This window comes from Rheinheimera sp. B2H12 (genome assembly GCF_059620065.1).
Genome location: NZ_CM184363.1, coordinates 3,031,803 through 3,056,436, shown reverse-complemented (window position 1 = coordinate 3,056,436; position 24,634 = coordinate 3,031,803). Strand labels below are relative to the sequence as shown.

The following is a 24,634-nucleotide window of genomic DNA, read 5'->3' as shown; positions in this document are numbered from 1 at the left end:
CATAAGGATTTTCACTGAGTTTGACAAGTGAGTGTGCCATAACTGTGCGAGGATCTTTACAGCGCCCAGGTTCCTTGTTTGCCGGTGATGGTAATTTTTACTTGTCAGTCGGGTGCTCTGGCTGCATAATATAGTTAGTTTCCTAATTATTAGTTGGTGAATAATGAGTTTTCAAAGTATAGGGCTACAAATTCATCTGCTGTCGCGGCAATGGCGCTGTTTACTGGATAAACAATTGCTCAGTCTCGGACTGACGCAAAGCTCTGGCATTGCGCTGGCCTATATCGCGGAATATCAGGGCGTGACCCAAACCGAACTGGCGAAATTTTTAGGGGTGGAAACGCCTTCGCTGGTGCCGGTGCTGGATCAGTTGGAAAAAATGCAATTGATTGCCCGTTGTCCGTCGCCGCATGACCGACGGCAAAAAGTGCTGCAATTGCAACCAGCGGCAGCGCCATTGGTGCAGAGTATTCATCAGCAGCGCCAGTTACTGCAGCAACAATTGCTGGCTAACTTAACCGAAGAGCAGCAACAGCTGTTGCCGCAGCTGTTAGATTTAGTGCTGCAACAGGCGGCACAACTGCAACAAGTGGCCAAACAGCCGCAAGATAGTAAATCGGAGTCGCAGCATGAACGCTGAACAATTATTTAGCCATTGGATCAAGGCCACACTGGCACTTTTTGTCGCCGTGTTTGCCTATTACATCCTGGCTGATCTGTATCTGCCGGTGACCACCGACAGTCAGGTGCAACGTTTTGTGGTGCAAGTGGCGCCGCAAGTGTCAGGTCGGGTGGTCTCGGTCGCAGTGCAGAATAATCAGTCGGTTGAACGGGGCGATTTATTATTTGAACTGGATCCCACTGATTATCAGTTAAAAGTGGAGCTGGCAGAATTACAGCTGCAGCAGAGTTTACAGCAAAACCGCCAGTTATCGGCCGGGCTGCAAAGTGCCGCCGCCAGAGTAGAGCAAAGCCGGTTAGCGCTGGAGGATCTGCAGCGGGAAGATCGGCGTTATCATCAGCTCTATCAGCAAAAACTGATCGCCAAACAATTGCTGGATCAAAGCCAGACTGCAGTGTTGCAAGCCAAAGCCCGGTTGCAGGCCAGCACGGCGGAATTAAATCAACTGGAAGCAGAGCTGGGGCTACCCTCGGAAGAGCTGGTGCAAATCAAACAGGCCCGCAATCAGCTGGCACTGGCGAAACTGGCGTTAGCACGCACCAGGGTTTACGCCGATGTCGCCGGTATTGTCAGCGATCTGCAGCTGGAAGTGGGGACTAATTTATCAGCACAGCAACCGACAGTGGCGCTGGTATCGGCGCAACAAAGCTGGATCAGCGCGTTATTTCGGGAAAAAAGTCTGCTGCATGTCAAACAGGGCACCCAGGCCCTCATTACCTATGATGCCTTGCCAGGTCAAGTGTTTAGCGCTTTGGTGCGGGATATTGATGCCGGGGTCGCCAGTGGCCAACGCAGCCCGGATGGGCAACTTGCCAAAGCCGACAGCAGCAGTCGCTGGGTGCGGGATGCGCAGCGGCTGAAGGTCAATCTGGCGATGGCAGAACAAATGCCGCCGTCTTTAGTGGTCGGCTCCAAAGCCACAGTCCAACTGTTGCCAGCCGACAATGCGCTGCTCAGTGCGCTGGCGCGCAGTCAGATCCGGCTGATTAGTCTGCTGCATTATGTATATTAAGCCGGCCCTTGTGGTGACGACCGACCGACGGAGCTCAGATGTTCAAAGCCCATCCTTTTAACCGCGTGCTGCGACTGGCCTTTGGTGCCAGTCTGGCGCTGTTGCTGGCCAAGCTGACTAATTCTGATCAGTGGGGCGTATTTTTTGTGATTAGCCCGGTGTTATTGCTGGGGCTGATCCCACGCTTGACACCTTTTGTCATTCTGCAATACCTCAGTGCCAATCTGTTGGCTGGGGCTATGGTGTTGCTGTACAGCTGGCTCGGTGCTCTGAGTGTGTTGATGACCTTGCTGGTGTTTGGCTATTTTCTCTGGTTATTCCGGCTGATGGCGCAAGGCAGTTATTTTGTGTTTGCGGCGATCGCTATTATCAACGGCAGTATTTTTCTGCATTTTGCCAGTTATCCTGCGATGGACCCTGGCCAGATGCTCAGTAACGCGCTGCTCGCGGTGCTGCTGGCATTGCTGATTTGTGGTCTGATGCTCAGCCTTTTTCCGTTACCAGAGACTCCGCTGCAATTGCCGCCGGCGAAAAGTGTTGCCGAGCAACAACAACAAAGCCTGGTGGCGGCGTTGTTAGCAACAATGTCCTTTATTTGCTTTCAATTGCTGGACTTACAGGATTCATTGTCAGCGCAAGCCAGCAGTATTCTGATCCTGTTGCCGCTCAGTTTTAGCGGTATTATCCAGGCGGGTTTAAAACGCGCTGCCGGCGTGTTACTGGGATCCGCTTATGCTATTGCAGTGCAGTTGTTGCTGTACGATAACTATCAACATTTGCCGCTGACGATGCTGGCGTTTTTTATTGGTATGTTGCTGTTTGCCCGCGCCCAACTGTTGGAAGGTCCAGGCTCAGGCGTGGCTTTTGGTGGCATGACCACCATGGCAATTATTTTTGGCCAGTATCTGAAACCGGATCAGGATTTAATGTACAGTGCCTTATACCGGATTAGCTCAGTGACGGTCGCTGTGCTGTTGACGCTGCTGCTGGTCAGTTGTTTTTATCGCTGGTTACCGGCCATACAGCCACAAAAAATGCCGGTGGTGAAAGCCTAACCAGGACATCCCAGAAGGACAATTGTATGATTATTTCTGCCCAACAACTGGTCGCGGCCGCTAAAAGCCAGATCCGGGAAATCACAGTGCAACAGCTGTTTAGCCTGCTGCAGGATCACCACAGCCGGTTGATTGATGTGCGGGAGCCGGAAGAATTTAGCCAAAGTCATATCGACCGCGCGCTGAATTTACCGCGTGGCGTACTGGAAATGAAATTACACCAGCATCCGGCCGTGGCCGCACAATGTGACAGCCAGCAGGCGTTACAGGCGCTCGCTGAGCAGCCGCTGTATCTGATTTGTCGCTCCGGTGCCCGCTCGGCATTGGCGGCACAAAGTCTGCAACAGATGGGATTTACTCAGGTGTTTTCAGTGCAGGGTGGGTTTCAGGCCTGGCTGGATGCCGGTTATCCGGTGGAGTCCTGAGTCGGTGGTGGTGGCAACCAGCAGCAAACACATCTGATGGAAACTATCACTCTGGCTGGCTTCAGCTTGCCGTTATTACCCTTATTGCTGCTCAGTAGCTGGCTTTTACTTAGCTTGCTCAATAAATTAAAACGTCCGGCAGTGCCTGGCTTTAGCGATGCGCTATTAGTGCGCTTGCTGCTGAGTCTATTACTGTCCAGACTGGTGTTTATCCTGCAGCACCTCGGCGCTTATCAAGCCGACTGGTGGCAACTGCTGGATATCCGGGATCGTGGTTTTGATGGCCATAGTTTTATGCTGGTGCTTAGCTTATTACTGCTGCAATACGGCTATCAACAGCGCCAGGCCAGAGCCTTGTTGTGGCTTGGTTTGCCGCTGGTGCTGCTGTGGGTGGCTGGCAGTTTTGCCCTGTACCGGCATTATTATCCGCTGCCAACCGGGGCTCCCGGTTACCATTTTCAGACTTTGTCTGGCGAGGAACAACAATTATCCGGGTTCTTAGCGCAGCGCAAAGCGGCTTTTACTGTGGTGAATTTATGGGCTAGCTGGTGTCCGCCTTGTCGTGCCGAGATGCCATTGCTGATGCAAAGTCAGGCTGAGTATCCGCAAGGGCAGTTTATTTTGCTCAATCAGGGCGAAACTGCGGCCGAAGTCACGCAATTTTTGCAGCAACAACAATTGCAGTTTCAACAAGTGTGGCTGGATCCAAACCGGCAGTTTGGCCGCTGGCTGGGGCAACAGGCGTTACCATTAACCTTGATTTATGACCAGCAGGGCAACCTGGTGGATGGTCATGCCGGGCTGTTATCCAAAGCGCAATTGGCGGCGAAGCTGGCATCTTTTCGCGCCGGGGCCAGCTCCACCGCAAATTCTAATCCTCGTTAGCAGCTTGCGGTTCCTGCCAAAGCGGCTTTAATAAAGCGGCAACCTGGCGCTACTGACGGCAAAAATAGCATCGGACTGCCTGGTTTGCCTTCTCCTAATCGATTTAAGCGATAACTCTTTGCTATTTAAATTGATTTAGTTCATATATTTTAACGACTATCTTAACTGACAGACCCAGTTCGGCCATGTTTTTGTGTCAAATCAGTACCTGAAACGAATCATGGCAGACGATTTCAGCAGACCCAGACTGCATTTAAGTGCAGCACAAAGAGGATTTACACTATGGATCAAACCCATTCAGGCGCAGGCAAATGCCCGGTGATGCACGGTGCCAACAGCAACGCCAGTCAGGCCGCAACTATGCATTGGTGGCCGAAGGCATTAAATCTAGACATCCTGCACCAGCATGACCAAAAAACCAACCCGCTTGGTGCCGATTTTAACTACGCCGAAGCTTTTTTAAGCCTTGATTTGGCGGCAGTCAAAACTGATCTGAAAGCCCTGATGACACAAAGCCAGAGCTGGTGGCCTGCCGACTGGGGTCATTATGGTGGTTTGATGATCCGGATGGCCTGGCACTCAGCAGGCACCTACCGGATTGCGGATGGCCGCGGTGGCGCCGGAACCGGCAATCAGCGTTTTGCCCCACTCAATAGCTGGCCGGATAACGGTAACCTCGACAAAGCCCGCCGCCTGCTATGGCCGATCAAACAAAAATATGGCAACAAACTGTCCTGGGCCGATTTGATGATCCTTGCCGGCAATATGGCTTATGAATCTATGGGTCTGAAAACCTTTGGTTTTGCTGGTGGCCGCGAAGATATCTGGCATCCGGAAAAAGATATTTATTGGGGTTCGGAGCAAGAGTGGCTGGCGCCTTCAGGTGGTAAAGGCAGTCGTTACAGCGGCGAGCGCGATTTGGAAAACCCGCTGGCGGCTGTGATGATGGGGCTGATTTATGTCAACCCGGAAGGGGTAGACGGTAACCCGGATCCGCTGAAAACAGCGCAGGATATGCGGGTGACTTTTGCCAGAATGGCCATGGATGATGAAGAAACTGTGGCCTTGACCGCAGGCGGTCATACCGTGGGTAAAGCTCATGGCAATGGCAATGCAGCAAATTTAGGCCCGGCACCGGAAGGGGCGGATTTGAGTGAGCAGGGCTTTGGCTGGATCAATCAGCAAGCCAGAGGCATTGGCCGCGATACCGTCACCAGTGGCATTGAAGGCGCCTGGACCACCCATCCAACACAGTGGGATAATGGTTATTTTTATCTGTTACTGAGCTACGACTGGCAACTGACCAAAAGCCCGGCCGGTGCCTGGCAATGGGAACCGGTTGATATTAAAGAGCAAGACAAACCGGTTGATGTGGAAGATCCATCGATCCGTTGTAACCCGATGATGACAGATGCCGATATGGCGCTGAAAATGGACCCTGAGTATCGCAAAATTTCTGAGAAGTTTTATGCCGATCCGGCCTATTTCTCTGACGTGTTTGCCCGTGCCTGGTTTAAGCTGACCCACCGTGATTTGGGGCCAAAAAGCCGTTATTTAGGTGCCGATGTACCGGCGGAAGATTTGATTTGGCAAGACCCTGTCCCGAGCGTCAGTTATTGCCTGACCGATGCTGAAATTGCTGATTTAAAAACCAAAATTCTGGCAACAGGATTGTCGGTGGCCGAGTTAGTCAGTACCGCCTGGGACAGTGCCCGTACCTTCCGTGGCTCAGATTACCGTGGCGGGGCCAATGGTGCCCGCATCCGGCTGGCGCCGCAAAAAGACTGGCCGGGTAATGAACCGGAGCGGTTACAAAAAGTGCTGACGGCGCTGACCAAGCTGCAGGCAAGCTTGACCACACCGGTCAGTCTGGCAGATTTAATTGTGCTCGGTGGCACAGCGGCCGTAGAACAAGCAGCCAAGGCTGCTGGTGTCAGCCTGAGTCTGCCTTTTGCACCGGGTCGTGGTGACGCGCTGCCTGAGCAGACGGATGTTGAATCTTTTGCGGTGTTAGAACCTGTGCATGATGCCTTTCGCAACTGGTTAAAACAGGATTATCAGGTGCAACCGGAAGAGCTGATGCTGGATAAAGCACAGTTACTGGGGTTAACCGCGCATGAAATGACGGTATTGCTCGGCGGCATGCGGATGCTCGGCACCAACTATGGTGGGACTGCGCATGGTGTCTTTACCGATACACCTGGCGTGCTCAGCACCGACTTCTTTGTCAATCTGCTGGATATGGCCAATCGCTGGCAACCGGTCGGGCGCAATTTGTATCAAATTATCGATCGCGACAGTGGCCAGGTAAAATGGACCGCCACCCGGGTTGATCTGGTATTTGGCTCGAACTCGGTGCTGCGCGCTTACGCCGAAGTTTATGCCCAGCAGGATGCGAAAGAGAAATTCGTCCATGAATTTGGCCGGATCTGGAGCAAAATTATGCATGCGGATCGGTTTGATCTGAAGTAATACTTGCCTGGTACTGTGGGGCTGGGCCTGCTGAACAAGTTTCAGTGCGCTCAGCCCGTTGTTTTGTCGCTATACCATTGCTGCAAACCATCTATCAGATTGCGATGGCGGTTTTACCCCAACAGACTAATGCAGCAATTGCGCAGAGGCACGGTGTGCTGCCTGTTCCAGAAATTCTGTCACGCGCCTAAGGAATGACATGGTCACAACATCAAATACCCCAGCCAGCATCAACAGTGGTGAAAGCGGTACTTCAGTTTATGTGTTTTTTATCTCGGCCATCGCGGCGCTCGGTGGCTTTTTATTCGGCTTTGATTCAGGGGTTATCAATGGCACTGTGACGGCCCTGAGCCAGGCCTTTCAATCCGACTCAGTTGCAACCGGCTTTAATGTTGCCTCAGTGTTATTAGGCTGTGCTGTTGGCGCGCTGATTGCCGGACCACTGGCGGATAAATATGGTCGCAAGCCAGTGATGATTATCACGGCGCTGGTCTTTGCTATTAGCGCCTGGGGCTCGGGTGATGCCCAATCTGCCACTGCTTTTATTTTGTACCGGGTATTTGGCGGTCTTGGCATTGGCGCCGCTTCGGTGCTGGCTCCGGCTTATATCGCTGAAGTCGCGCCGGCGCATTTACGCGGTCGGCTGGCAACTTTGCAACAACTGGCGATTGTGCTGGGGTTATTTGCGGCTTTTGTCAGTAATTATCTGATTGCATCGGTGGCGGGCGGTGCGCAGGCGCTGTTTTGGCTGGAGATCCCGGCCTGGCGTTGGATGTTCTGGGTCGAATTAGTGCCGGCCTTGTTATTTTTTCTCGGGGTATTTTTTATTCCGGAATCGCCGCGTTTTCTGGTGGCAAAGGGCCAATCCGCTCAAGCCCAGGCGGTGTTTGTCCGCATCAGCGGCGCTGGGGCCGGTGTGCTCAACACCGCACAACAGCAAGCAGCAGTCAGCCAAATTCAGGAAGTGCAACAATCTTTAACCGGCGAAGCCAGTCGTGGCCTGCGTGATTTGTTCATCAGCGGCACCGGCAAACTGCATCCGGTGTTATGGGTTGGTATTGCGCTGTCGGTATTCCAACAGTTTGTCGGCATCAATGTGGTGTTTTATTACGGCGCTGAGCTGTGGCAGGCGGCCGGTTTTGCCGAATCTGAGTCGTTATTTATTAATGTGCTGGCAGGCACCACCAATATTGTGTCCACCTTTATTGCCATCGCGCTGATCGATAAAATAGGCCGCAAACCATTGCTGCTGATTGGCAGTGTCGGCATGGCACTGACGCTCGGCGCCCTGACGCTGATTTTTGCCAATGCTGGTTTTGCCGACAATGGTAAATTGGCGCTGAGTGCAGATATGGGCACACTGGCGCTGTGGATGGCCAATTTGTTTGTGGTGTTTTTTGGTATCAGTTGGGGGCCTGTGGTGTGGGTGCTGCTGGGGGAGATTTTTAATAACCGGATCCGTGGCGCGGCTTTAGCTGTGGCTGCCAGTGCGCAGTGGCTGGCTAATTTTGCCATTAGCATGACCTTTCCGATGTTACTCAGTAGTGTCGGTCTGGCCGGTGCTTATGGTTTTTATACTTTATCGGCTTTTATCAGCATCTTTTTTGTCTGGCGTTTTGTCACCGAAACCCGCGGCAAAAAACTGGAGTCGATGTAACGCGGCTAAACCAAAGGCTGAGCAAAGGGCTGAGCAAAGGGTTGAACTCAGCCTGGTCGCGCTCAGCCCTTTGTTGTTATTTGGTTTGAACTGGCGACAGCGGCTGTGGCGGGATAAACCAGCAGTTGCCGTCCGGACTGCGCTGCCCCCTGGCGTGGTCTTTGACCACGACATCAATAATTTCGACGCCTTGTTTTGCCATGTTGTGAAAACTAGCCATGCCCTTGTTGGCAAAACCCTGGCGGGTGCGATGAATAAAAAAGCGGTCCGACAGGGCTTGACCGTACAGTTGTTCAATACCGTTTTTACCAAGAATTAAACCATAGAGCCCGCCCCAGGTTGCGGCCGGATTATCCGAATCCCAACCCGCCAGCACGGCAATTTTCAGTGTTTGTTGCATATCACCGGCGCCATAAAAATAGCTGATCAGGCTGGCAGCAAAGTTGATCCCAGCGGCAAAACAACCATTGCAGTACAACTGCTTCGCGCTGATCTGATAACCATCCTGCTGTTCCAGTTGATAACGACGGTACAAATCATCGCGGGTTTGCTCCCAACTCAGTCCGGCCAGATATTGGGCTTTCACCCACTGATACATTTTGGCCGGATATTGATTGGCAGGCAGGATGGTACTTGCCTGATCAGCCCACTGCAGCATTTGGGTTTTGAGCGGCATGTTGCCAGCGCGCTGCGCCACAATGGCATGTAAATACTGATAAAAAGCAGCGATATCGGCCGCTTCTGCCGCCGCCGTGGTGTGCGTTGGTAAATAACCCAGTTGCAAGGCGATGTCTGGTCTGGCCGGTGCCAAAGCCCCAAACAGCTCAGTGGTCAGCTGCGCATCAATCATATCGTAATGTGGATTAAAAGCGGCCATGCCGGTGAAAGGGGGTAGCAAACCTTGTTGCATCAAATCAAAGGCCTGCTGATTGGACACCCATAAAAAGTTTTCTGGCTGTCCTTCTTTATTCCGATGTGGCGTCTGCTGATCGGTATAAATATGGCTCAGCCAGCCAGCGCGGATTTGCTCTGCATTGAGTAACGGCTGTTTTAACCGATGCATCAGTTGCAGATAGATATATTCAATATCACTGTCATCATCAGAGCCCCAGGCCTGCGGCTCTTGCACCAGATACCAATCGATCACTTTGGACAACTCGCTGGGAATACCCTGACCCCAGATACTGGGCTGGTCAGGGCCGCCCCAGTCGGTACGCCGATAAAACTGACCGCTGGCACCTGCACCACCAATCTTGTCCATCTCGGTGATCAACCCAGTCCAGTTGCCAATACTCAGCCCAAGCCAAAAACCTTGTAACTGCGCTTGGTAGTGCGAGCGGGATATGGCCAGCATGCCCTTGGGCGCCTGGCAACTGGCCTGGGCACTTTGTGCTGTAGGTGGCGGGGTGAGAGCAGGTGTTGCCGCTGGTGGTGTTGGTGCTAATGGTTGTGCCGTAACGAGGCTCAGCAGCAAGCCTAAACTGGAAAGAGCCATTTGAAATCCCTTGCAAGCGCTTACATTGTGGCCAGACTGCAGCAGTCTGTTGCTGCTGTCAAGTTTGTGCTGTGCTGGCGAAAGCTAAAACCACATCAGGCAGTTGCGACCATTATCTTTGGCCAGGTACAAGGCCTGATCTGCTTCGGACATCTGTTTATTCAGATCTTCCTGCTCCTCGGCCGGTACATAACGGGCGCCAATGCTGACGGTGACCTTGATTTGTTGTTGCTCGAACTGACAAATGTTTTCCGCCACCATCAGCCTGAGGTTCTCCAGCAGTAAGTTGGCGGTATCAATCTCAGTTTTTTCAATTAAAATTGCAAATTCTTCCCCGCCGAGTCTGGCGCAATAATCGTCTGAGCGGAGTTGTTGCTGCAATAAATGACTGACGAGTTTGATCACTTCATCGCCGGCGGCATGGCCATAGCGGTCATTCACTTGCTTAAAGTGGTCGATATCGAGGATGGCCAGCACATAGCCAAATGGTGAGTTTTTCAGCATAGCGCAGTGTTCGATAAAGGCCCGCCGGTTCGGGATACCGGTCAGTGGATCTGTCATCGCCAGGTTTTTCAGTTGTGCCTCGGCTTTATGTCGCGCTTCTTCCAGTTCCACTGCGTAATACAACCCTGCCAGGGCATCGGTGAGCGGCTGTAAAAAACGGGCATCTTCACTGCTGTAATCGGCGAATTTATTGGCCAGCCCAATCATGCCGACCAGTTCACCTTTGAGTTTGATCGGTAAGCCCATGAAACGGAAAATTTTCGGATGACCTTTGGGTGTACCGCGGGCTGCCGGATGTTGTGCTGGATCGTTGCTCAATACCAGTTGCTGGCTGGTAATGACCTGGCCAAACAAGTTATCGAAATTTTCAAAATACAACTGTCGTTGCTGATAGAGGGCCACCAGTTGATCACTTTGCGCATTCCAAGCTATTTCGGTAATGGCATGAATATAAAGTCGTTGTCGTCCCTCACTGCGCTGCATTTGGCCGATAAAAGCAAACTGACTGTCAGCGATATCGGTCAGTTCCGGCATAATTTCGCGACAAGCGGCGGATAAATCATGGCCCTGCAAATACACGGCCTGGGCTTTATTAATAAAACTAAGCAACTGCCGTTGTTTGGTTTCCAGCAGTTCTGCTTCTTTTTTATAGGTGATATCGCGGTGGGTGCCGGCCAGTCGGATCGGGTTACCGAGCGAGTCACGTTCCACTATTTTGCCGTAAGTTTCCAGCCATACCCAATGTCCCAGCGCATGGCGCATGCGGTAGCTGGTATTAAAGACCGCCATGTCGCCGGCCATATGTTGTGCCAACTCTTGCTCAATCCTGCCGATATCAGCCGGATGTACCAACTGCCGCCAGAACTGACTGCCAGAGTCAAATAATTCATAATCGACACCAATCATCTCGCACCAGCGTTGGTTGACTTTGTTGGTGTCGGATGGCAAGTGCCAATCCCAGGTGCCCAGTCCTGAAGCTTCCAGCAATAATCGCATTTGCTGATTGGTGTCCGTCAGTTTTTGTTCGATATATTTATTGGCGGTGTGGTCGATCAGCATGGCGTGCACGGCGTCCAGCCTGCCATCGTCGCTAAAAAATGCTTTGGTGATGAGTTTGACCCAATAATTTTTTTGTCGTGGCGTTTTGAGCTGAAAATGTGTTTCACCCCGACTGACGCCGGCATGATGATTACTAAACAGAAAGTTAAATTCATTCAGGCCAGCATTGTCGATAAAGTCTTCAAAAATTGCCGTTTTTTGGCGTAATGCCTGCAGCGGCAAACCGAACAGGGTTTCGATATTGGCTGAAACATAACTCAGTTGCATACCGCGTTGCTGTCGCCATTTCATCAACACAGCCGGCGAATTATCCATCAGGCTATGTTCTTGCTGTAATTGCAGATGCTCGCGCAGCAGCTCCAGATAGCGGGAGACATGGGCACTGACGTTGTTGAGTACTGCCAGTTGGGCGGCGGTGATAGTTCTGGGCTGACGGTCAATCAAACACACAGCCCCGACGGTGATCTGTTGCAACACCAGCGGCACGCCGGCATAAAAGCGGATACCGGGTTCGCCTGTCACCAGCGGATTATCGGCAAAAGTGGCATCAGTGCTGGCATCTTCCACCACCAGCGGTTGCTGGCGCTGGACCACATGCTGACAAAAAGCATCCTCTTTGCGCGTGCTATCGACAGCCAGGCCATACCGACCTTTAAAAAACTGTTCATATTCGCCAATCACGGAAACCAGTGCGATTGGCATGTCAAATAAAGTTGCCAATGCTGCCAGCAGGGCACTGAGGCTTGGATCTTCTTGTGCTTTAACTAACGCAAAATCGGCAATGATCTGAAGTCGTGACTGCTCATGCATAAAAAATCCAGTAACAACGGCGGGCGAACAGGGTTTAGCGCGCCAGAATATTGATATCGGCGGTCGCTCAGGTACAAAGTTAGCAGTTGGTGTTTATCTTACCAGTGGCAGCGGTTAAAAAGAGTCAAAAGTGCGCAAAGAAACTCAGTTTGCTGCTTCAGTGGGCAGGCTTATTGATTTGGTTATAAAAAAAAGCCCGCTGCAATAGCAGCGGGCAACATATGCCAGATAAACCAACATACCAACAGGACGAGGAATGCATGGAACACTGTTCAACTTCGAGCACCGAGCAGTTAAAAAAGCGAGCAGCAGAGCTGACGGAAAAGCTCGCAGGCAAGGCGGGAAAACTGAGCAATAGTCATTCTATTGCTCATTTTGCCCAACGCCGGATGCGTGTTTTTCCGGCGCTCCCGCAGGGCCGGGGCAAAATAACCTCATACTGCGTTAAATTCCTTCGGTTTAGTTCACTAAACCTTCAGAAATTTGCCTTGTCTGAGTCCTATTTTGCCCACGGCTGCTGTCGCTTTTTTACGCTGTTCGGTGCTCTAGAACACCATGACAGATGGCAATCATGCCGCTCTCACTGCGGCAGTGATGTTGCTGCAGTGATGGATGTATCTTAATATTCCTTTTTTGCTTTGTATATAGGTTGGTTATTCCATAAATGAATATGATATTTTCGGTAAAGTCGTGGTCACACTAGCAAAACCAGCCTGGCGCTTTTTGGTACTTCAGCTAAATTTAGGGCTGCCAATGACAGGGAGAGCGACATGAGTAATAGCGAATTCACCACCAGTAGTGCAGGCCGGCAACTGATCGAAAGTTTCGAAGGTTTAAAATTAACGGCGTATCAGGATATGGTGGGAGTCTGGACTATCGGCTATGGTCACACCGGAGCTGATGTCAGACCTGGTCTCAGTATCAGTGCCGCCCAGGCTGAAGCATTGCTGGCTGCGGATTTAGGCAGATTTGAACAGGGCGTAGCGCGGTTGGTCACTTTTTTGCTGAATCAGCACCAGTTTGATGCTTTGGTTAGTTTTAGCTATAACCTTGGGCTTGGTAGTCTGCAAAACAGCACCTTGCTGAAATTACTCAACAGCGGCGATGTAGCAGGTGCGGCGGAGCAATTCCTGCGCTGGGATAAAGCCGGTGGCATGCAGGTGGCTGGCTTAACCAGACGGCGCAAAGCAGAGCGTGAGTTGTTTTTGACGCCGGTCTGACAACGGCGTAAGTGCCCCGCATCGGTGGGTAAACCCTGGGTTTTACTCACCGATGGCGGCTGAAAATTTGGAGCTAGTGCGTTGCTTCGACAATAATAGTTTCGGCCCTAGTATCCGCTGGCAGGCCAGGCGCTAAGTATTGCTGATATAACTGACGCAAAAACTGCTGCTTGGCTAATTGGGCCAGCTCGGCATTGACCCAGAGTCTGAGGCTGTCATTGCCTTTTTGCACCGCCGGTGCGATGGCGGCATCCGTTTCCAGTTTCTCATTGACTAAACGATAATCCGGATGATTTTTGCGAAAGGTCAGTAAAATCAGGTTGTCCTGCGCATAGGCATCGGCCCTGCCATCCTGCAGCGCTTGTAAAGCTTCAGTATTTTTCTCAAATTTCAAAAGTTTAGTGCTGCGATAATGCCGGCTCAGATGAATATCGGCGGTGGTGCCTTTAGTGACAATTACCGTTTTACCGGCCAGATCGGCCAGACTTTGGATCGGACTGTCCGTTTTCACCAGCAATTGGGTCGCGACTCTAAGGTTCGGGTTGGTAAAATCAACCACCCTGGCGCGCTCTGGCGTCACTGTCATATTGGCCATAATAATATCGACTTTACCACTTTGTAAAAATGGCACCCGGCTGGCAGCCTCAACAATGACATACTCGATTTTGTTGGCATCCCCCAGTAAATCCAGCGCAAAACGACGGGCCAGATCGGTATCAAAGCCAACATAGTTGCCTTTAGCATCGACAAAACCAAAAGGCGGTTTGTCGGTAAAAATACCCACTTTTAACCAGCCCCGTTGTTTAATTTCTGCCACTGAAGCGGCCTGTGCAGTTGGCAGCAACGCGCTGGCACTAAGCAGGGTGGCAAGTACGGCTGTGATGAACCTTTTCATCGGCTTTTCCTTTTCATCTGTTGTAATTGTTGAAAATGACTTAAAAATTGTTGCGCCCGCAAGGTGTCTGGCTGTTGGAAAAACTGTGCTGGCGCGCCAGTTTCTACAATCCGGCCGGCATCAAGAAACACAATCCGATCGGCAATCGCCTGTGCAAAACTGAGTTCGTGTGTCACCAGCAGCATGGTCATGCCGTCATCGGCCAAATCACGCAGCACCTGCAGCACTTCCAGCACCATTTCCGGATCCAGCGCGGCGGTGATTTCATCAAACAGCATCAACTGAGGTTGCATACACAGCGCCCGGGCGATGGCGACCCGTTGTTGCTGACCACCGGACAACTGACGAGGCAGTGCTGTTGCTTTATCAGCCAGCCCGACTTTAGCCAGTAACGCCAGCGCCCGCTGTGTTACCTCTGGCCGCGCTTCACCTTTGCTGACCACAGGCGCCAGGCAGAGATTGTCCAGTACAGTTAAATGGGGAAAGAGCTGATAATGCTGGAATACCATGCCAATCTGGCGGCGCAGTTTTGTCCAGTCGCTGCTGGCATCCAGCGTCTGGCCAGCAAATTGTAAACGCCCGCCAGACAAAGGTTCCAGACCGTTGATGCAACGTAATAAAGTACTTTTACCACAGCCACTGGGCCCCAGGATCACGACCACATCACCGCGACTGACGGTCAGGTTGATGTCCTGCAAAATCGGCTGGCTGCCTTTATGGTGACTCAGTTGTTCCAGCTGTAACAGACTCATAACAGACTCCAGCGTCGCTCCAGCTGGCGGGCGGCCAGACTGAGCGGAAAACAAATGGCAAAATAACCGAGCAGCAACAAGCCGTAGATCAGCAGCGCGTTATCTTCCCGTTCAATAATTTGCTGGCCAGCTTTGGTCAGCTCAGTGACGCCAATCAGCACGGTCAGCGAACTGGTTTTAATCAGCCGGGTAGCGACATTCATCAGCGGTGGCAAAGATAAGCGCAGCAGCAACGGCAGCAACAGATAACGCCAGCGTTGCCGTGCCGTCAGGCCCAGACTGACGGCCGCTTCCAGTTGGGCTGGCGGCAGGGCGCGCCAGGCACCGCGAAACACTTCACCGGCTTCAGTGCTGCCCCAGAGCACAAACACCAGCACCGCACTGCCAACCCCGCCGATATCCAGTCCGGTCCAGAGCGGTAAAGCAAAAAATAATAAAAATAACCACACCAGCAGCGGGATAGTGCGAAACAATTCGAGCCAAAGCCTTGCCAGCCAACTAAAGCGGCTTTGCGACAACAGCACATAAGCGACACCGCCCGGTAAACTCAGCAACAAACTTAGTCCGGTCAGGCTGACGGTTTGCCACAGGCCTGGCAGCAATTGCCAGAGTATTTCAGTGAAGGTCATGCCAGTCTGGCCTCCAGCCGCCGTAGTCCGAGACTGAGCGGTACAAACAACAGCAAACACGCCAGGGTCATCAGCAGTAAAAATTCATAAGTTAAATAATACAAGGCAATACCATTGGTGGTGGTATACATGATTTCAGCCACAGCAATGGCAGATAACACTGTGGTTTCACGCAATAAAAAACAGCCAGTTGCGGCGGCTGCCGGCAATTGCCGTTGCCACACCTGTGGCCATAACACCAGTTGCAGCAGTTGTGGTTTGGATAAGCCCAGTGCAGTAGCAGCCTGGGCCTGCTCGAGCGGGATGCCGGCAAAACCAGCGCGGTAAACTTCGGTAAAATAGGCGCCGCCTAAAAAGGTCAGTGCCAGTACCCCACAGGCTTCAGCACTGAGCAAAATCCCCAGCTGCGGTAAGCCAAAATACAGCAGAAACAACTGGATCAATAATGGCGTGTTGCGGCCAAGCTCGACATAAGCGCCAATCAGCCAGCGACCATAGCCAAAATACCAGCAGATGGCGTTGCTGACGCCCAGTAACCAGGATAACAGCACAGCCAGCCCACCCAAGCCAAGCGTGGTCAGCATAGCCCTGGCATAATCCGGTACTTGTGATGCCATAAAGGCCCAATCTAACATCAACACTGCTCCAACTGATCGGTACGCCCGCCGGGCCGGGGAACCAGCCCGGGCGAATACAACACTGCGCGCAGGACAGTCAAAGTCCCGCGCGCAGTGTAGTCAGTTCTATATATTCTATAAAAGAATTAAATTGAATATTTATATTCCAATTCAGAATTCATACTCAGCTTTCAGGTACAACTGCCGACCCTGTGACGGGCCCAGATAACTGCCATAGTTGGTCGAATAAGGTCCCACTTTATCAAACAGGTTTTTCACCCCGCCGGAAAAACGCAGATCAGTCGACCATTGATATTTCAGGTTGCTATCAAACACTGTGTAGGCACCGACATAACCATCAGGGTTGGTGGCCAGTTGCGTGATATCGGCAATATCGCGGCTGCCCGGCGTAATTTTCGCCACCAGTGACCATTGCCATTCACTGAAACGCCAGGCCAGCTCAGTGCGGTTTTTCCAGTCCGGGTAGTCGGTGCCTTCCAGCCGGCTTAACACCGGCGAGGTTGGTAAATCACCTTGTTTGTAACTCAGCAGGTAACTGAGTTTGTTGTCCAGTGTCAGTTCGCCAGCATTACCCAGTGACCACAGACCAGCCACAATCAGATCAAAACCCGAGGTTTGCAGCCGGATAATATTCGCCAGCGGAATATCGACTTCATCGATAGTGCCTTTGCTCAGTCCCGGAAAACGCCGTGCTTCGTCCGGATCCAGTGGATTGCGGTGGATCAATGCCGCCAACGCCGGATTGGTCTCTTCGTTATCCAGGATATACTGGGTATCCAGCCGAGAAATGGTATCGGTTTGACGGATGTTGTACCAATCCAGACTGACACGCCAGTGCTGCTGCAGATCCCAAATCAGGCCAAGTGTCTGATTGACGGAGGTCTCAGGCTGCAAATCCGCATTACTGACGTTATTCATATCGACTCTGGCCGTACAAGCCGCCGGGGTTTTGCTCATAGGTTTGCAACGCGCCCAGTCGTTATAAAACCAGTAAGCGCCGGTGGGGGCCATATTCAGTTGTTGCAAGCTCGGTGCCCGATAGGTGGTATTGACTGAACCCCGTATTTTCAGATTTTCTGTCAATTGATAAGCCAATGCCAGTTTTGGATTCAGCGAGCCACCAAAATCATTGTACCTGTCATAACGGACCGCCAGCTGAGTATCCAGCTTAGCAACCAATGGCAAACTGAGTTCAGTAAAAACCGAACTGATCACCCGGCTGGCATCGGTACTGGGTACGCCCAGATTGCGCGCTTCACGGGCCGATTCATGTTGCAGTGCCACCCCAAATGCCAGCCCGGCATCGCCACCACTGAGGCTGAATAATTGACTGTTGCCTGCTCTGACTTCAAAGACAGATAAGGTGCTGCGGCCATCGGCTCTGCTCTGGTCAATCAGCGCCTGGGTGTTGCTGGCCGGGTTAACAATAAAAGGGTCAAAACTGCCGGTTTTAAAGGCGTCGGCCAGGGCGGTGGTATTTAACCTGTCGCGAAACTGCTGACTGCGGTTTAACTGATGCAGCACTGAGCTTTCATAATCCCAGTCGCCACGCACGCCCCGCACGCCGACTACAGATCGCCAGACATCGCTGTCGACTGAGTTCTGGCTGAGGCCAGCTTCAAATAACCGCCGGTACACCGTGATATTTTTACCAAGGGTGGCTTTGCCGTTCAGCTGTGTTTTGTACACTGCATCTGTCGGTTTAATCACGCCATTGGCCGTCGGAATATTGATAGGCCAACCTGCAAAATCCAGATTATCCTGACTAAAGCCCGTTTCGATAAAACCATCCAGTTGTTCATTAAAACGCCAGGTCAGTAAGGCATTGGCGTTAATCCGGCTGGTGGTCGAGTCCTGATACAGGTTTTCTTCCGATAAACACAGGGTATCAACCGGGTTGGTTGGACTAGCTTCTTTGCTGCCACGGCAATCTGCCGGCGCTTGTCTTGGTTCTCCGGCAACTTTGTATTCAGCCGGCGACATCCCGGTAAAACGGGAGTCAGAGCCGCCGATAGCCCGCTGATCCAAATCACGCAGTTTGTCATGTCTGGCCCGGAAGGTGGGCAGCCGTTTGACGCCATCCAGCGTCAGTAACAAGTTGTAGCCTTCTTGTTGTAGCTGACCAATGCCTGTGGCGACGCCAAAATTCAACCGCTCACCATCGCCGTCTTGCCATTGACTATATTGGGCGTCTACCGCGGTATCTGTGTAGTTGGTTTTGGTTTTAAAATTGATCACACCAGCCACCGCATCAGAGCCGTAAATAGCGGCGGCGCCGTCATACAGAATTTCAATCTGTTCAATCGCTGACAGCGGGATACTGTTCAGGCTGACCACGCTGGTATCCAGATTGGCAAAGGCATTGGCGGCGAAACGGCGGCCATTGAGCAAAATCAGCGTATTTTGCGCCCCCAGATGACGCAAGGAAACCGAGTTTGCCCCAGGTGCAAAACGGCCGCCGTCAGTGCCATATTCTAAACTGGCACGCGGTAAAATTGCCGCCAGTGCTTCAGACACAGAGCTGGCGCCAGTCCGGGCGATATCAGCACGATTAAAAATGGTCACCGGATTGATTTGATCCTGTGCCAGTTTTTTCAGATTACTACCAACAACGCTGATGCGCTCAATGGCTGGTTCAGGCTTTGTGGCTTGCTCTGCTGCCAGCAGCGCCGGGCTGATTAGCCCTGCCTGTAACAACAACAGTGCTGATACTTTCAGACGGGAGGGGAACTGCATGTTTTATATTCCTTAATGATATAAAAAAATTAAATTAAATACCTTAAGTGAATTAGACTATTTGGCAGCTTTATAGTCAACGTGCTGTTTTTTATGAGTTTTTTATTAGAAAGAACTGTTTCTTTATGAAATACAGCGGTTTAGCTTTTTTGGCCCCGTTTTTAAGACGGAAGTATGCTTTTTTATAACTAAAAAATATTTATTTTTTGTTTCTTATTCTATTTTTAGTTATTGCACCTTCTGAATGGGTTGTATGCCATGTGACCATGATGGCCACAATCCGCTATGCGCTGGCAAATCGCTGACGAGCCGATGGCTACAGAAGGGCATCCGGCATGGTTCAGCGCAAAACATGCACCTCAAGCAAGCCAGCGCCCTGCCATTGTTCAAGCACAGTGCAGTCAACACGGCCATCCCAGTGCCCAGTTGCGACGGACTGGAAGTTAAGCCTGACACAACAGTTTCGGCCAGCCTGTTTTGCCTGATATAAAGCATAGTCTGCCACTTCGATCGCTTGTTGCCAGTGATAGCTCAGCTCCGGCAGCGGGTTGGGCCAACTGGCAATGCCAACAGACACAGTGACGCGCGGTTCACAGGGCGTCGCTGCCACCGCTAAGCGGATCCGCTGCGCGACCTGATTTAATTCAGTTGGATCTATCTGTGGCAACACGACTAAAAACTCTTCACCGCCCCAGCGCACAGCATATTCGTTTTCCCGCACCTGCTGTTGTAACACCGCAGCAACAGCACGAAGCACAGCATCACCGGCGGCATGGCCATGCTGATCGTTGACCTGTTTAAAATGGTCAATATCCAGCAACAACAGCCCCATGCTTTGTGTCTGCGGCTGTTGCCGGCTCCGTTGTGCCTGGAGTTTCTCCAGCTGCGCCTGAATAAAACGGCGATTAGATAAATCCGTCAAGGGGTCGGTATTACTGGCATGTAACAAAGCACTATTGGCGGCGGTTAATTCGGCAGTGCGTAGCTTGACTAGAGCCTCCAACGCGGTTTTTTGCCGTTGGTGCCGGCGTTCGCGCCAAAACCACAGCGCCGCCAGCAGTAGTAAAATGCCGATCACCAGCAGGCCTTTGGCAAGCTTGGTTTCATGAAAATAAGGCGGGACCGTCAATGCTAATATTGCCGGGGTGCCCCAGGCTCCGAGCGGACGACGGGCCTGGATTTCCAGTTGCAATACACCGGGTCTGAGATCGTCCAGATAGATGCTGCCGGTTTGTGCTAACTCACGCCACTGATGTTGCTGGCCAACTAACCGGTAGCGAAATTGCAACAAATCACCGTCGGTAAAGGCAATAGCACCAAAATCGACCCGCAGCGCCCGTTCCCCTAATTTCAGTGTGGCCGGTCCCTGGTAGGTCGAGCGCTGCTGACCTGTCTGATAACGATAAATCAGGCTGGTGGGCGGCTGCTGTGACACTGGCGTCAGATCGATGAGGATCAGTCCCTGCGTGGAAGGAAAAAACGCCTGCCCATTTTGCACGGCACTTTTGCCGGTGCCAGCACCATTGCAGCAGCGCAGCGTCTGACGGCCATAACGCTGCCCCGGATCATATAATAGGACCTCTAACGCTATCTCAGGCTGAGTCTGGTCGTTGCGCTGCAACGAAGCCTGCGACAGCCGAAATGCGCCTTCCGGCGTGCTGAGCAGTAAATAATCCTGATGTGCCAGCAAGGAAAAAATGGTCTGACTGGGTAACTGGGGGGGCCCTGGGTAGTGCTGCCAGCCATGTTGGTCCAGCACAAACAAGCCATGTTCATAAGTACCGACGGCAAGCTGACCGGTACCAAATGCGGTTACAGCTGTGATCATCGCCTGCTGCAGGATCGGGTGGTCAACCTTGCTCGCGCTTGGTCCACGCAGTTGATAAAGGCCATGATCTGAGCCGAACCACAAGCTCTGATCGTGACCTTTGGCAATCACCCGAAATCGATCTGGCGAAAATCCCAGACTTGTCATCGGCAGCGCCTGATTTTGCTGTAATTGAAACACACCTTTGGTACTGACCACCCACAACTGTCCGGTCTGATCCTCCGTCATACCGTTGATTTGGGCATCCTCTAATCCTTTGATCTGAAATAACGCCTGGCCTTGGGCCGAAAAGCAAGCCAGACCACTGCGGGTGCCAACCCAGATGCGGCCTTTGCTATCGGAAAATACGTTATAAACCATTGGATTTGGCAAATCTGCGCTGCTGATCAACGGCTGTGCTTGCTGTTGCTGCCAGAGAGCAACGCCATCCTGACTGCCAATCAATATCCGATCCGGCTCGGCAAATACCGACCACAGCATGGTATTGGGCAGACCTGCGCTGAGCCCCGCGACTCTGGCGGCACTGCGCCATGAATAACGCAGACCATCGGTTTGACTGCCACTCCAGAGACCGTTTTTATCCACCAGCAGGGTGCGGCTGAAGACTGGAAATGCAGGTTCACCGACCTTAATGGTCTCGACAATTTGCTGCGGATCTAGCCGGTAAAATACATCCTTAAAACTGACCAGCAAGTCCTGTTGGTCGGCTGCTATGCTCAGCACATTCTGATCGGCCTGTGGCAAGGGCTGGCGGGAAAACACACCAGCACTGAAGTTAAATAAACCATGGTTGGATGCCAGCCAGAGGGTGTCACCGGTTTTGGCCAGCGCGATAAAACGCAGCTTGCGCATGTCGGGCGGTAAAGGGTATTTCACAGCCGCTGTTGACTGCTCAGCCAAAGAACCGGCGGGCAGGTACCAAAGTTCATTATCAGCGCCGCTACCTTGGCCAATCACCCACAAGCCATCTTGATCTGCTAACAGTGCGCTGGCGCTGCCTTGCCAGTCTGGGTGAGGGTGCAGCTTATTATCCTGTACCTGAAACAGCCGGTCGGCGGCCAGCCAAATCTGATTGCCGGCCTGGCTGATGCCATTGATGTTGCCAATTTGGCCAGCTGTCGGCGGATTGACGGCCTTAAACTGACCCTGCTCTAACACGGCCAGATTTTTTAAGGTACCTACCCATAGACGTTGTTGCCGGTCGAGAAACAGTTGGTTAATCCAGTCGGACTGCAGCGCAGGTTCATCAGCGGCATAAAGGGTATCAAAACGGATGCCATCAAAACTGGCCAAACCACGTTCTGTACCGAGCCACAACCGACCATCGGCGCCATAGGCCATGGTATTAACAGAAATATGTGGCAAGCCATGTGACTGATTCCAAAAACGATGTTGCCACTGCGACACTGGGATATTGCTGGCGGCGCTGGTATCAAGACATGGCAGACTACAGAGCCATACGAACAAAATGCTGAATAATGACAGGTTGCGACGCTGCATTGAGATCCTTTTATGCTGCCCAAATGCTGGGTTGTTGAGCAGATATTGGCACTAAAATACCGGCAGGATCAACCTGCTGACTAAGATTTAGCCGTATGCAGGCAACCTTGCCAAGCAGCGATACGGCGTTGAGCAGTAACAATGATGAGCAAAAATCAGCCTGAGTCTGCATGCAGCAGATCCAGGCAAGCACAATCAGGCGGTTAAATGCAGCCGGAAAAATGCAAGCGTGCGCTGCCAGGCCAGCTCAGCGGCGGCTTTATCGTAGCGTGGCGTGGTATCGTTATGAAAACCATGCTCAGTGTCCGGGTAGATATAACTGACCGCGGTTTTACCGGCAGCCTGCAGTGCATCGTCATAGGCTTTGGCACCTGCATTGACACGCTCGTCGTTACTGGCGTAATGGATAAGCAGTGGTGCCTGAATGTTGGCCACTTTGATTAAATCCGCCTGGCGGCCATAAAACGGCACTGCGGCGGCTAAAGTCGGCAGCTCAGTCGCCAGAAAGTTAGCGATACCGCCACCATAACAGAAGCCAACCACGCCGACTTTGCCATTGCCAGTGCCAAGTTGCTGCAAATAAGCCACACTTTGCAGGAAATCCTGCCGGGTTTTGTCCTGATCCAGTCTGGCAAATAATTCACGTGCCTGATCTTCATTGCCAGGATAACCACCGAGTGGAAACAAGGCATCCGGTGCCAACGCGATAAAACCGGCCAACGCCAAACGCCTGGTCACATCTTCAATATGCGGATTTAAGCCGCGGTTTTCATGCACCACCAACACCAGTGGCAGTGGGCCCGTACTGACAGCAGGTTTAACCAGATAAGCGCGCACTTTGCCATAGCCGGCCGGACTGGCAAATTCTACAATGCTGCTGGTGATGGCTTGGTGATCCGGTTTCACTTGTTGCCCCAGCGCATAATTGGGCGTTAAGGCTTCCAGCACTGCTAGAGCTGTCATACCAGCCACGCTGAATTTGGCCGCCCCGGCTAAAAAGTCGCGGCGACTGATTTCACCATGCACATAACGGTCAAACAGCTGCAAGGTCTGCGGCGGAAAATCTTTGGCGGTTTTACGGTCTGACATCACAAACTCCCTGCAAATGAGCTAGCTGAAACTAAATCGTTGTGCAAACAGCTTAGCCGCAATCAGCAGCACAAGGGGAGTGTTTCAACCGAAATCCCTGCTCGTTCAACGAACAGGTCGCCGCTCAACAGCCCTTGGCTTTGCCGTGATTGGCAGCTCAATGGCTGCTTACACCGCCACTACTTTCGTAGCGACGACCTTGGTAGGGTTTATGCAGCTTTAGATCTCAGCGCTGATAAATCTGATCAAAAATACCGCCATCGGCAAAGTGCAGGGGTTGTACCTTATCCCACCCGCCAAAGCTGCTGATGTCCACCAGTTTAATTTGTGGGAATTGACTGGCATATTGCGCTGCAATAGCGCTATTTCGCGGCCGGTAATAATGTTTGGCCGCAATTTCCTGGCCTTCTTGGCTGTATAAATACTGCAAGTATTCAGTTGCGACCGCCGTGGTGCCTTTGGCATCGGTATTTTTGCGCACCACAGCGACTGAAGGTTCAGCCAGAATTGAAATTGACGGTACCACAATTTCTACTTTGTCGGCACCCAGTTCATTCACCGCCAAAAAGGCTTCGTTTTCCCAGGATAACAACACATCGCCAATTTCACGCTGGACAAAAGTGGTGGTTGCACCGCGCGCGCCAGAATCCAGCACTGGCACTTGTTTAAACAGTTTGCTGACAAAAGCTTTAGCCCCTTCTTCAGTGCCGGTTTGTTGTTTAGCATAAGCCCAGGCTGCTAAATAGTTCCAGCGTGCGCCACCGGAGGTTTTCGGATTTGGCGTGATCACTTCAACACCCTCTTTAACGAGATCGCCCCAGTCTTTGATATTTTTCGGATTGCCTTTTCGCACCAGAAACACGATGGTTGAGGTGTAGGGGGCGCTATTGTCCGGCAGTGCACTGATCCAGTTTTCTGGCAGCAGTTTGCCAATGCGAGCTATCGGGTCGATATCGCCTGCCAACGCCAGGGTCGCGACGTCGGCTTTCAGGCCATCGATGATAGTCCGGGATTGACTGCCAGAACCGCCGTGGGATTGGTCAATCTTGACGGTATCGCCGGTTTTGGCCAGATAATATTTGGCAAATGCCTGATTGTAATCACGATACAACTCGCGGGTTGGATCGTAGGATACATTGAGTAAGGTAATTTCCTTGGCCATGGCCTGGCTCAATCCCAGCGCGCTGGTCAAAACCACGCCCAGCGATAACAGGACTGTCGCGCGTTGAAAAGACGTTGCTAACTTGCTCATAGGGTGCTCCAAAAACAAAATATTCGCGTTGAAAATCCC

The 24,634-nt window shown here is 52.0% G+C and carries 19 protein-coding genes; 9 read left to right on the top strand and 10 right to left on the bottom strand.

The window, feature by feature from the left end; translation table 11 throughout:
* Positions 1–163 precede the first annotated feature (163 nt).
* The 7 genes from AC53GJ_RS13155 to AC53GJ_RS13125 all read left to right on the top strand — a co-directional run bounded on the left by AC53GJ_RS13155 (position 164) and on the right by AC53GJ_RS13125 (position 8,188).
* Positions 164–640, top strand: a complete 477-nt coding sequence (locus AC53GJ_RS13155; protein ID WP_496728220.1) for a MarR family winged helix-turn-helix transcriptional regulator — start codon at positions 164–166, stop codon at positions 638–640.
* Positions 630–1,694, top strand: coding sequence for an HlyD family secretion protein (locus AC53GJ_RS13150; RefSeq protein WP_496728218.1), 1,065 nt, complete (start codon positions 630–632; stop codon positions 1,692–1,694). The genes AC53GJ_RS13155 and AC53GJ_RS13150 overlap by 11 nt, the downstream gene beginning before the upstream one ends.
* Positions 1,695–1,732: 38 nt before the next feature.
* Positions 1,733–2,749 (top strand): DUF2955 domain-containing protein, encoded by a 1,017-nt coding sequence (locus AC53GJ_RS13145; RefSeq protein WP_496728217.1) that lies wholly within the window; start codon positions 1,733–1,735, stop codon positions 2,747–2,749.
* Between the two features lie 26 nt (positions 2,750–2,775).
* Positions 2,776–3,174: a rhodanese-like domain-containing protein gene (locus tag AC53GJ_RS13140; protein WP_496728215.1), complete on the top strand. Its 399-nt coding sequence runs from the start codon at positions 2,776–2,778 to the stop codon at positions 3,172–3,174.
* Positions 3,175–3,210: 36 nt separating this feature from the next.
* The gene (locus AC53GJ_RS13135) at positions 3,211–4,059 is read left to right on the top strand and encodes a TlpA family protein disulfide reductase (RefSeq protein WP_496728213.1); all 849 of its coding nucleotides are present in this window, start codon (positions 3,211–3,213) and stop codon (positions 4,057–4,059) included.
* Positions 4,060–4,341: 282 nt separating this feature from the next.
* A complete protein-coding gene (katG, locus tag AC53GJ_RS13130; RefSeq protein WP_496728211.1) occupies positions 4,342–6,531 on the top strand; it encodes a catalase/peroxidase HPI in 2,190 nt (729 codons plus the stop codon).
* Positions 6,532–6,730: 199 nt separating this feature from the next.
* Positions 6,731–8,188, top strand: a complete 1,458-nt coding sequence (locus AC53GJ_RS13125) for a sugar porter family MFS transporter (protein ID WP_496728209.1) — start codon at positions 6,731–6,733, stop codon at positions 8,186–8,188.
* 76 nt (positions 8,189–8,264) lie between these two features.
* Here AC53GJ_RS13125 and AC53GJ_RS13120 read toward each other — a convergent pair whose 3' ends face one another.
* Together AC53GJ_RS13120 and AC53GJ_RS13115 are read right to left on the bottom strand one after the other, a co-directional pair.
* Entirely contained in the window at positions 8,265–9,683 is a 1,419-nt protein-coding gene (locus tag AC53GJ_RS13120) for an ADP-ribosylglycohydrolase family protein (RefSeq protein WP_496728207.1), read from the bottom strand.
* Positions 9,684–9,767: 84 nt separating this feature from the next.
* Positions 9,768–12,056 carry a sensor domain-containing diguanylate cyclase gene (locus AC53GJ_RS13115; protein WP_496728205.1) on the bottom strand — a complete coding sequence of 763 codons (2,289 nt, stop codon included), beginning with the start codon at positions 12,054–12,056 and terminating at the stop codon, positions 9,768–9,770.
* Positions 12,057–12,277: 221 nt separating this feature from the next.
* Between AC53GJ_RS13115 and AC53GJ_RS13110 the strand changes: the two genes are divergently transcribed.
* Positions 12,278–12,679 (top strand): hypothetical protein, encoded by a 402-nt coding sequence (locus AC53GJ_RS13110; protein ID WP_496728203.1) that lies wholly within the window; start codon positions 12,278–12,280, stop codon positions 12,677–12,679.
* Between the two features lie 147 nt (positions 12,680–12,826).
* A complete protein-coding gene (locus tag AC53GJ_RS13105; RefSeq protein ID WP_496728201.1) occupies positions 12,827–13,276 on the top strand; it encodes a lysozyme in 450 nt (149 codons plus the stop codon).
* Positions 13,277–13,349: 73 nt separating this feature from the next.
* On the opposite strand, the gene AC53GJ_RS13100 is transcribed toward AC53GJ_RS13105, so the two are convergent.
* The 8 genes from AC53GJ_RS13100 to AC53GJ_RS13065 form a co-directional block, all read right to left on the bottom strand.
* Entirely contained in the window at positions 13,350–14,171 is an 822-nt protein-coding gene (locus tag AC53GJ_RS13100; protein ID WP_496728199.1) for a transporter substrate-binding domain-containing protein, read from the bottom strand.
* Positions 14,168–14,923 carry an amino acid ABC transporter ATP-binding protein gene (locus AC53GJ_RS13095; RefSeq protein WP_496728197.1) on the bottom strand — a complete coding sequence of 252 codons (756 nt, stop codon included), beginning with the start codon at positions 14,921–14,923 and terminating at the stop codon, positions 14,168–14,170. Before AC53GJ_RS13095 ends, AC53GJ_RS13100 begins: the two co-directional genes overlap by 4 nt.
* Entirely contained in the window at positions 14,920–15,552 is a 633-nt protein-coding gene (locus tag AC53GJ_RS13090) for an ABC transporter permease subunit (RefSeq protein ID WP_496728195.1), read from the bottom strand. The genes AC53GJ_RS13095 and AC53GJ_RS13090 overlap by 4 nt, the downstream gene beginning before the upstream one ends.
* Complete coding sequence (locus AC53GJ_RS13085; protein ID WP_496728194.1) at positions 15,549–16,187, bottom strand: amino acid ABC transporter permease; 639 nt, start codon at positions 16,185–16,187, stop codon at positions 15,549–15,551. The genes AC53GJ_RS13090 and AC53GJ_RS13085 overlap by 4 nt, the downstream gene beginning before the upstream one ends.
* A gap of 153 nt (positions 16,188–16,340) precedes the next feature.
* On the bottom strand, positions 16,341–18,926 hold the full coding sequence (locus AC53GJ_RS13080) for a TonB-dependent receptor plug domain-containing protein (RefSeq protein WP_496728192.1): 2,586 nt from the start codon (positions 18,924–18,926) through the stop codon (positions 16,341–16,343).
* Between the two features lie 340 nt (positions 18,927–19,266).
* A complete protein-coding gene (locus tag AC53GJ_RS13075) occupies positions 19,267–22,254 on the bottom strand; it encodes a ligand-binding sensor domain-containing diguanylate cyclase (RefSeq protein ID WP_496728190.1) in 2,988 nt (995 codons plus the stop codon).
* A 195-nt stretch (positions 22,255–22,449) separates the two neighbouring features.
* Entirely contained in the window at positions 22,450–23,343 is an 894-nt protein-coding gene (locus tag AC53GJ_RS13070; RefSeq protein ID WP_496728188.1) for a dienelactone hydrolase family protein, read from the bottom strand.
* 226 nt (positions 23,344–23,569) lie between these two features.
* On the bottom strand, positions 23,570–24,595 hold the full coding sequence (locus tag AC53GJ_RS13065; RefSeq protein WP_496728186.1) for a sulfate ABC transporter substrate-binding protein: 1,026 nt from the start codon (positions 24,593–24,595) through the stop codon (positions 23,570–23,572).
* Positions 24,596–24,634: the final 39 nt, after the last annotated feature.

Excerpts from the sequence above, each read along its gene's own strand:
- AC53GJ_RS13155 (WP_496728220.1), top strand. The coding sequence starts at position 164 with ATGAGTTTTCAAAGTATAGGGCTACAAATTCATCTGCTGTCGCGGCAA.
- AC53GJ_RS13150 (WP_496728218.1), top strand. The coding sequence starts at position 630 with ATGAACGCTGAACAATTATTTAGCCATTGGATCAAGGCCACACTGGCA.
- AC53GJ_RS13145 (WP_496728217.1), top strand. The coding sequence starts at position 1,733 with ATGTTCAAAGCCCATCCTTTTAACCGCGTGCTGCGACTGGCCTTTGGT.
- AC53GJ_RS13140 (WP_496728215.1), top strand. The coding sequence starts at position 2,776 with ATGATTATTTCTGCCCAACAACTGGTCGCGGCCGCTAAAAGCCAGATC.
- AC53GJ_RS13135 (WP_496728213.1), top strand. The coding sequence starts at position 3,211 with ATGGAAACTATCACTCTGGCTGGCTTCAGCTTGCCGTTATTACCCTTA.
- katG (WP_496728211.1), top strand. The coding sequence starts at position 4,342 with ATGGATCAAACCCATTCAGGCGCAGGCAAATGCCCGGTGATGCACGGT.
- AC53GJ_RS13125 (WP_496728209.1), top strand. The coding sequence starts at position 6,731 with ATGGTCACAACATCAAATACCCCAGCCAGCATCAACAGTGGTGAAAGC.
- AC53GJ_RS13120 (WP_496728207.1), bottom strand. The coding sequence starts at position 9,683 with ATGGCTCTTTCCAGTTTAGGCTTGCTGCTGAGCCTCGTTACGGCACAA.
- AC53GJ_RS13115 (WP_496728205.1), bottom strand. The coding sequence starts at position 12,056 with ATGCATGAGCAGTCACGACTTCAGATCATTGCCGATTTTGCGTTAGTT.
- AC53GJ_RS13110 (WP_496728203.1), top strand. The coding sequence starts at position 12,278 with ATGCCAGATAAACCAACATACCAACAGGACGAGGAATGCATGGAACAC.
- AC53GJ_RS13105 (WP_496728201.1), top strand. The coding sequence starts at position 12,827 with ATGAGTAATAGCGAATTCACCACCAGTAGTGCAGGCCGGCAACTGATC.
- AC53GJ_RS13100 (WP_496728199.1), bottom strand. The coding sequence starts at position 14,171 with ATGAAAAGGTTCATCACAGCCGTACTTGCCACCCTGCTTAGTGCCAGC.
- AC53GJ_RS13095 (WP_496728197.1), bottom strand. The coding sequence starts at position 14,923 with ATGAGTCTGTTACAGCTGGAACAACTGAGTCACCATAAAGGCAGCCAG.
- AC53GJ_RS13090 (WP_496728195.1), bottom strand. The coding sequence starts at position 15,552 with ATGACCTTCACTGAAATACTCTGGCAATTGCTGCCAGGCCTGTGGCAA.
- AC53GJ_RS13085 (WP_496728194.1), bottom strand. The coding sequence starts at position 16,187 with ATGTTAGATTGGGCCTTTATGGCATCACAAGTACCGGATTATGCCAGG.
- AC53GJ_RS13080 (WP_496728192.1), bottom strand. The coding sequence starts at position 18,926 with ATGCAGTTCCCCTCCCGTCTGAAAGTATCAGCACTGTTGTTGTTACAG.
- AC53GJ_RS13075 (WP_496728190.1), bottom strand. The coding sequence starts at position 22,254 with ATGCAGCGTCGCAACCTGTCATTATTCAGCATTTTGTTCGTATGGCTC.
- AC53GJ_RS13070 (WP_496728188.1), bottom strand. The coding sequence starts at position 23,343 with ATGTCAGACCGTAAAACCGCCAAAGATTTTCCGCCGCAGACCTTGCAG.
- AC53GJ_RS13065 (WP_496728186.1), bottom strand. The coding sequence starts at position 24,595 with ATGAGCAAGTTAGCAACGTCTTTTCAACGCGCGACAGTCCTGTTATCG.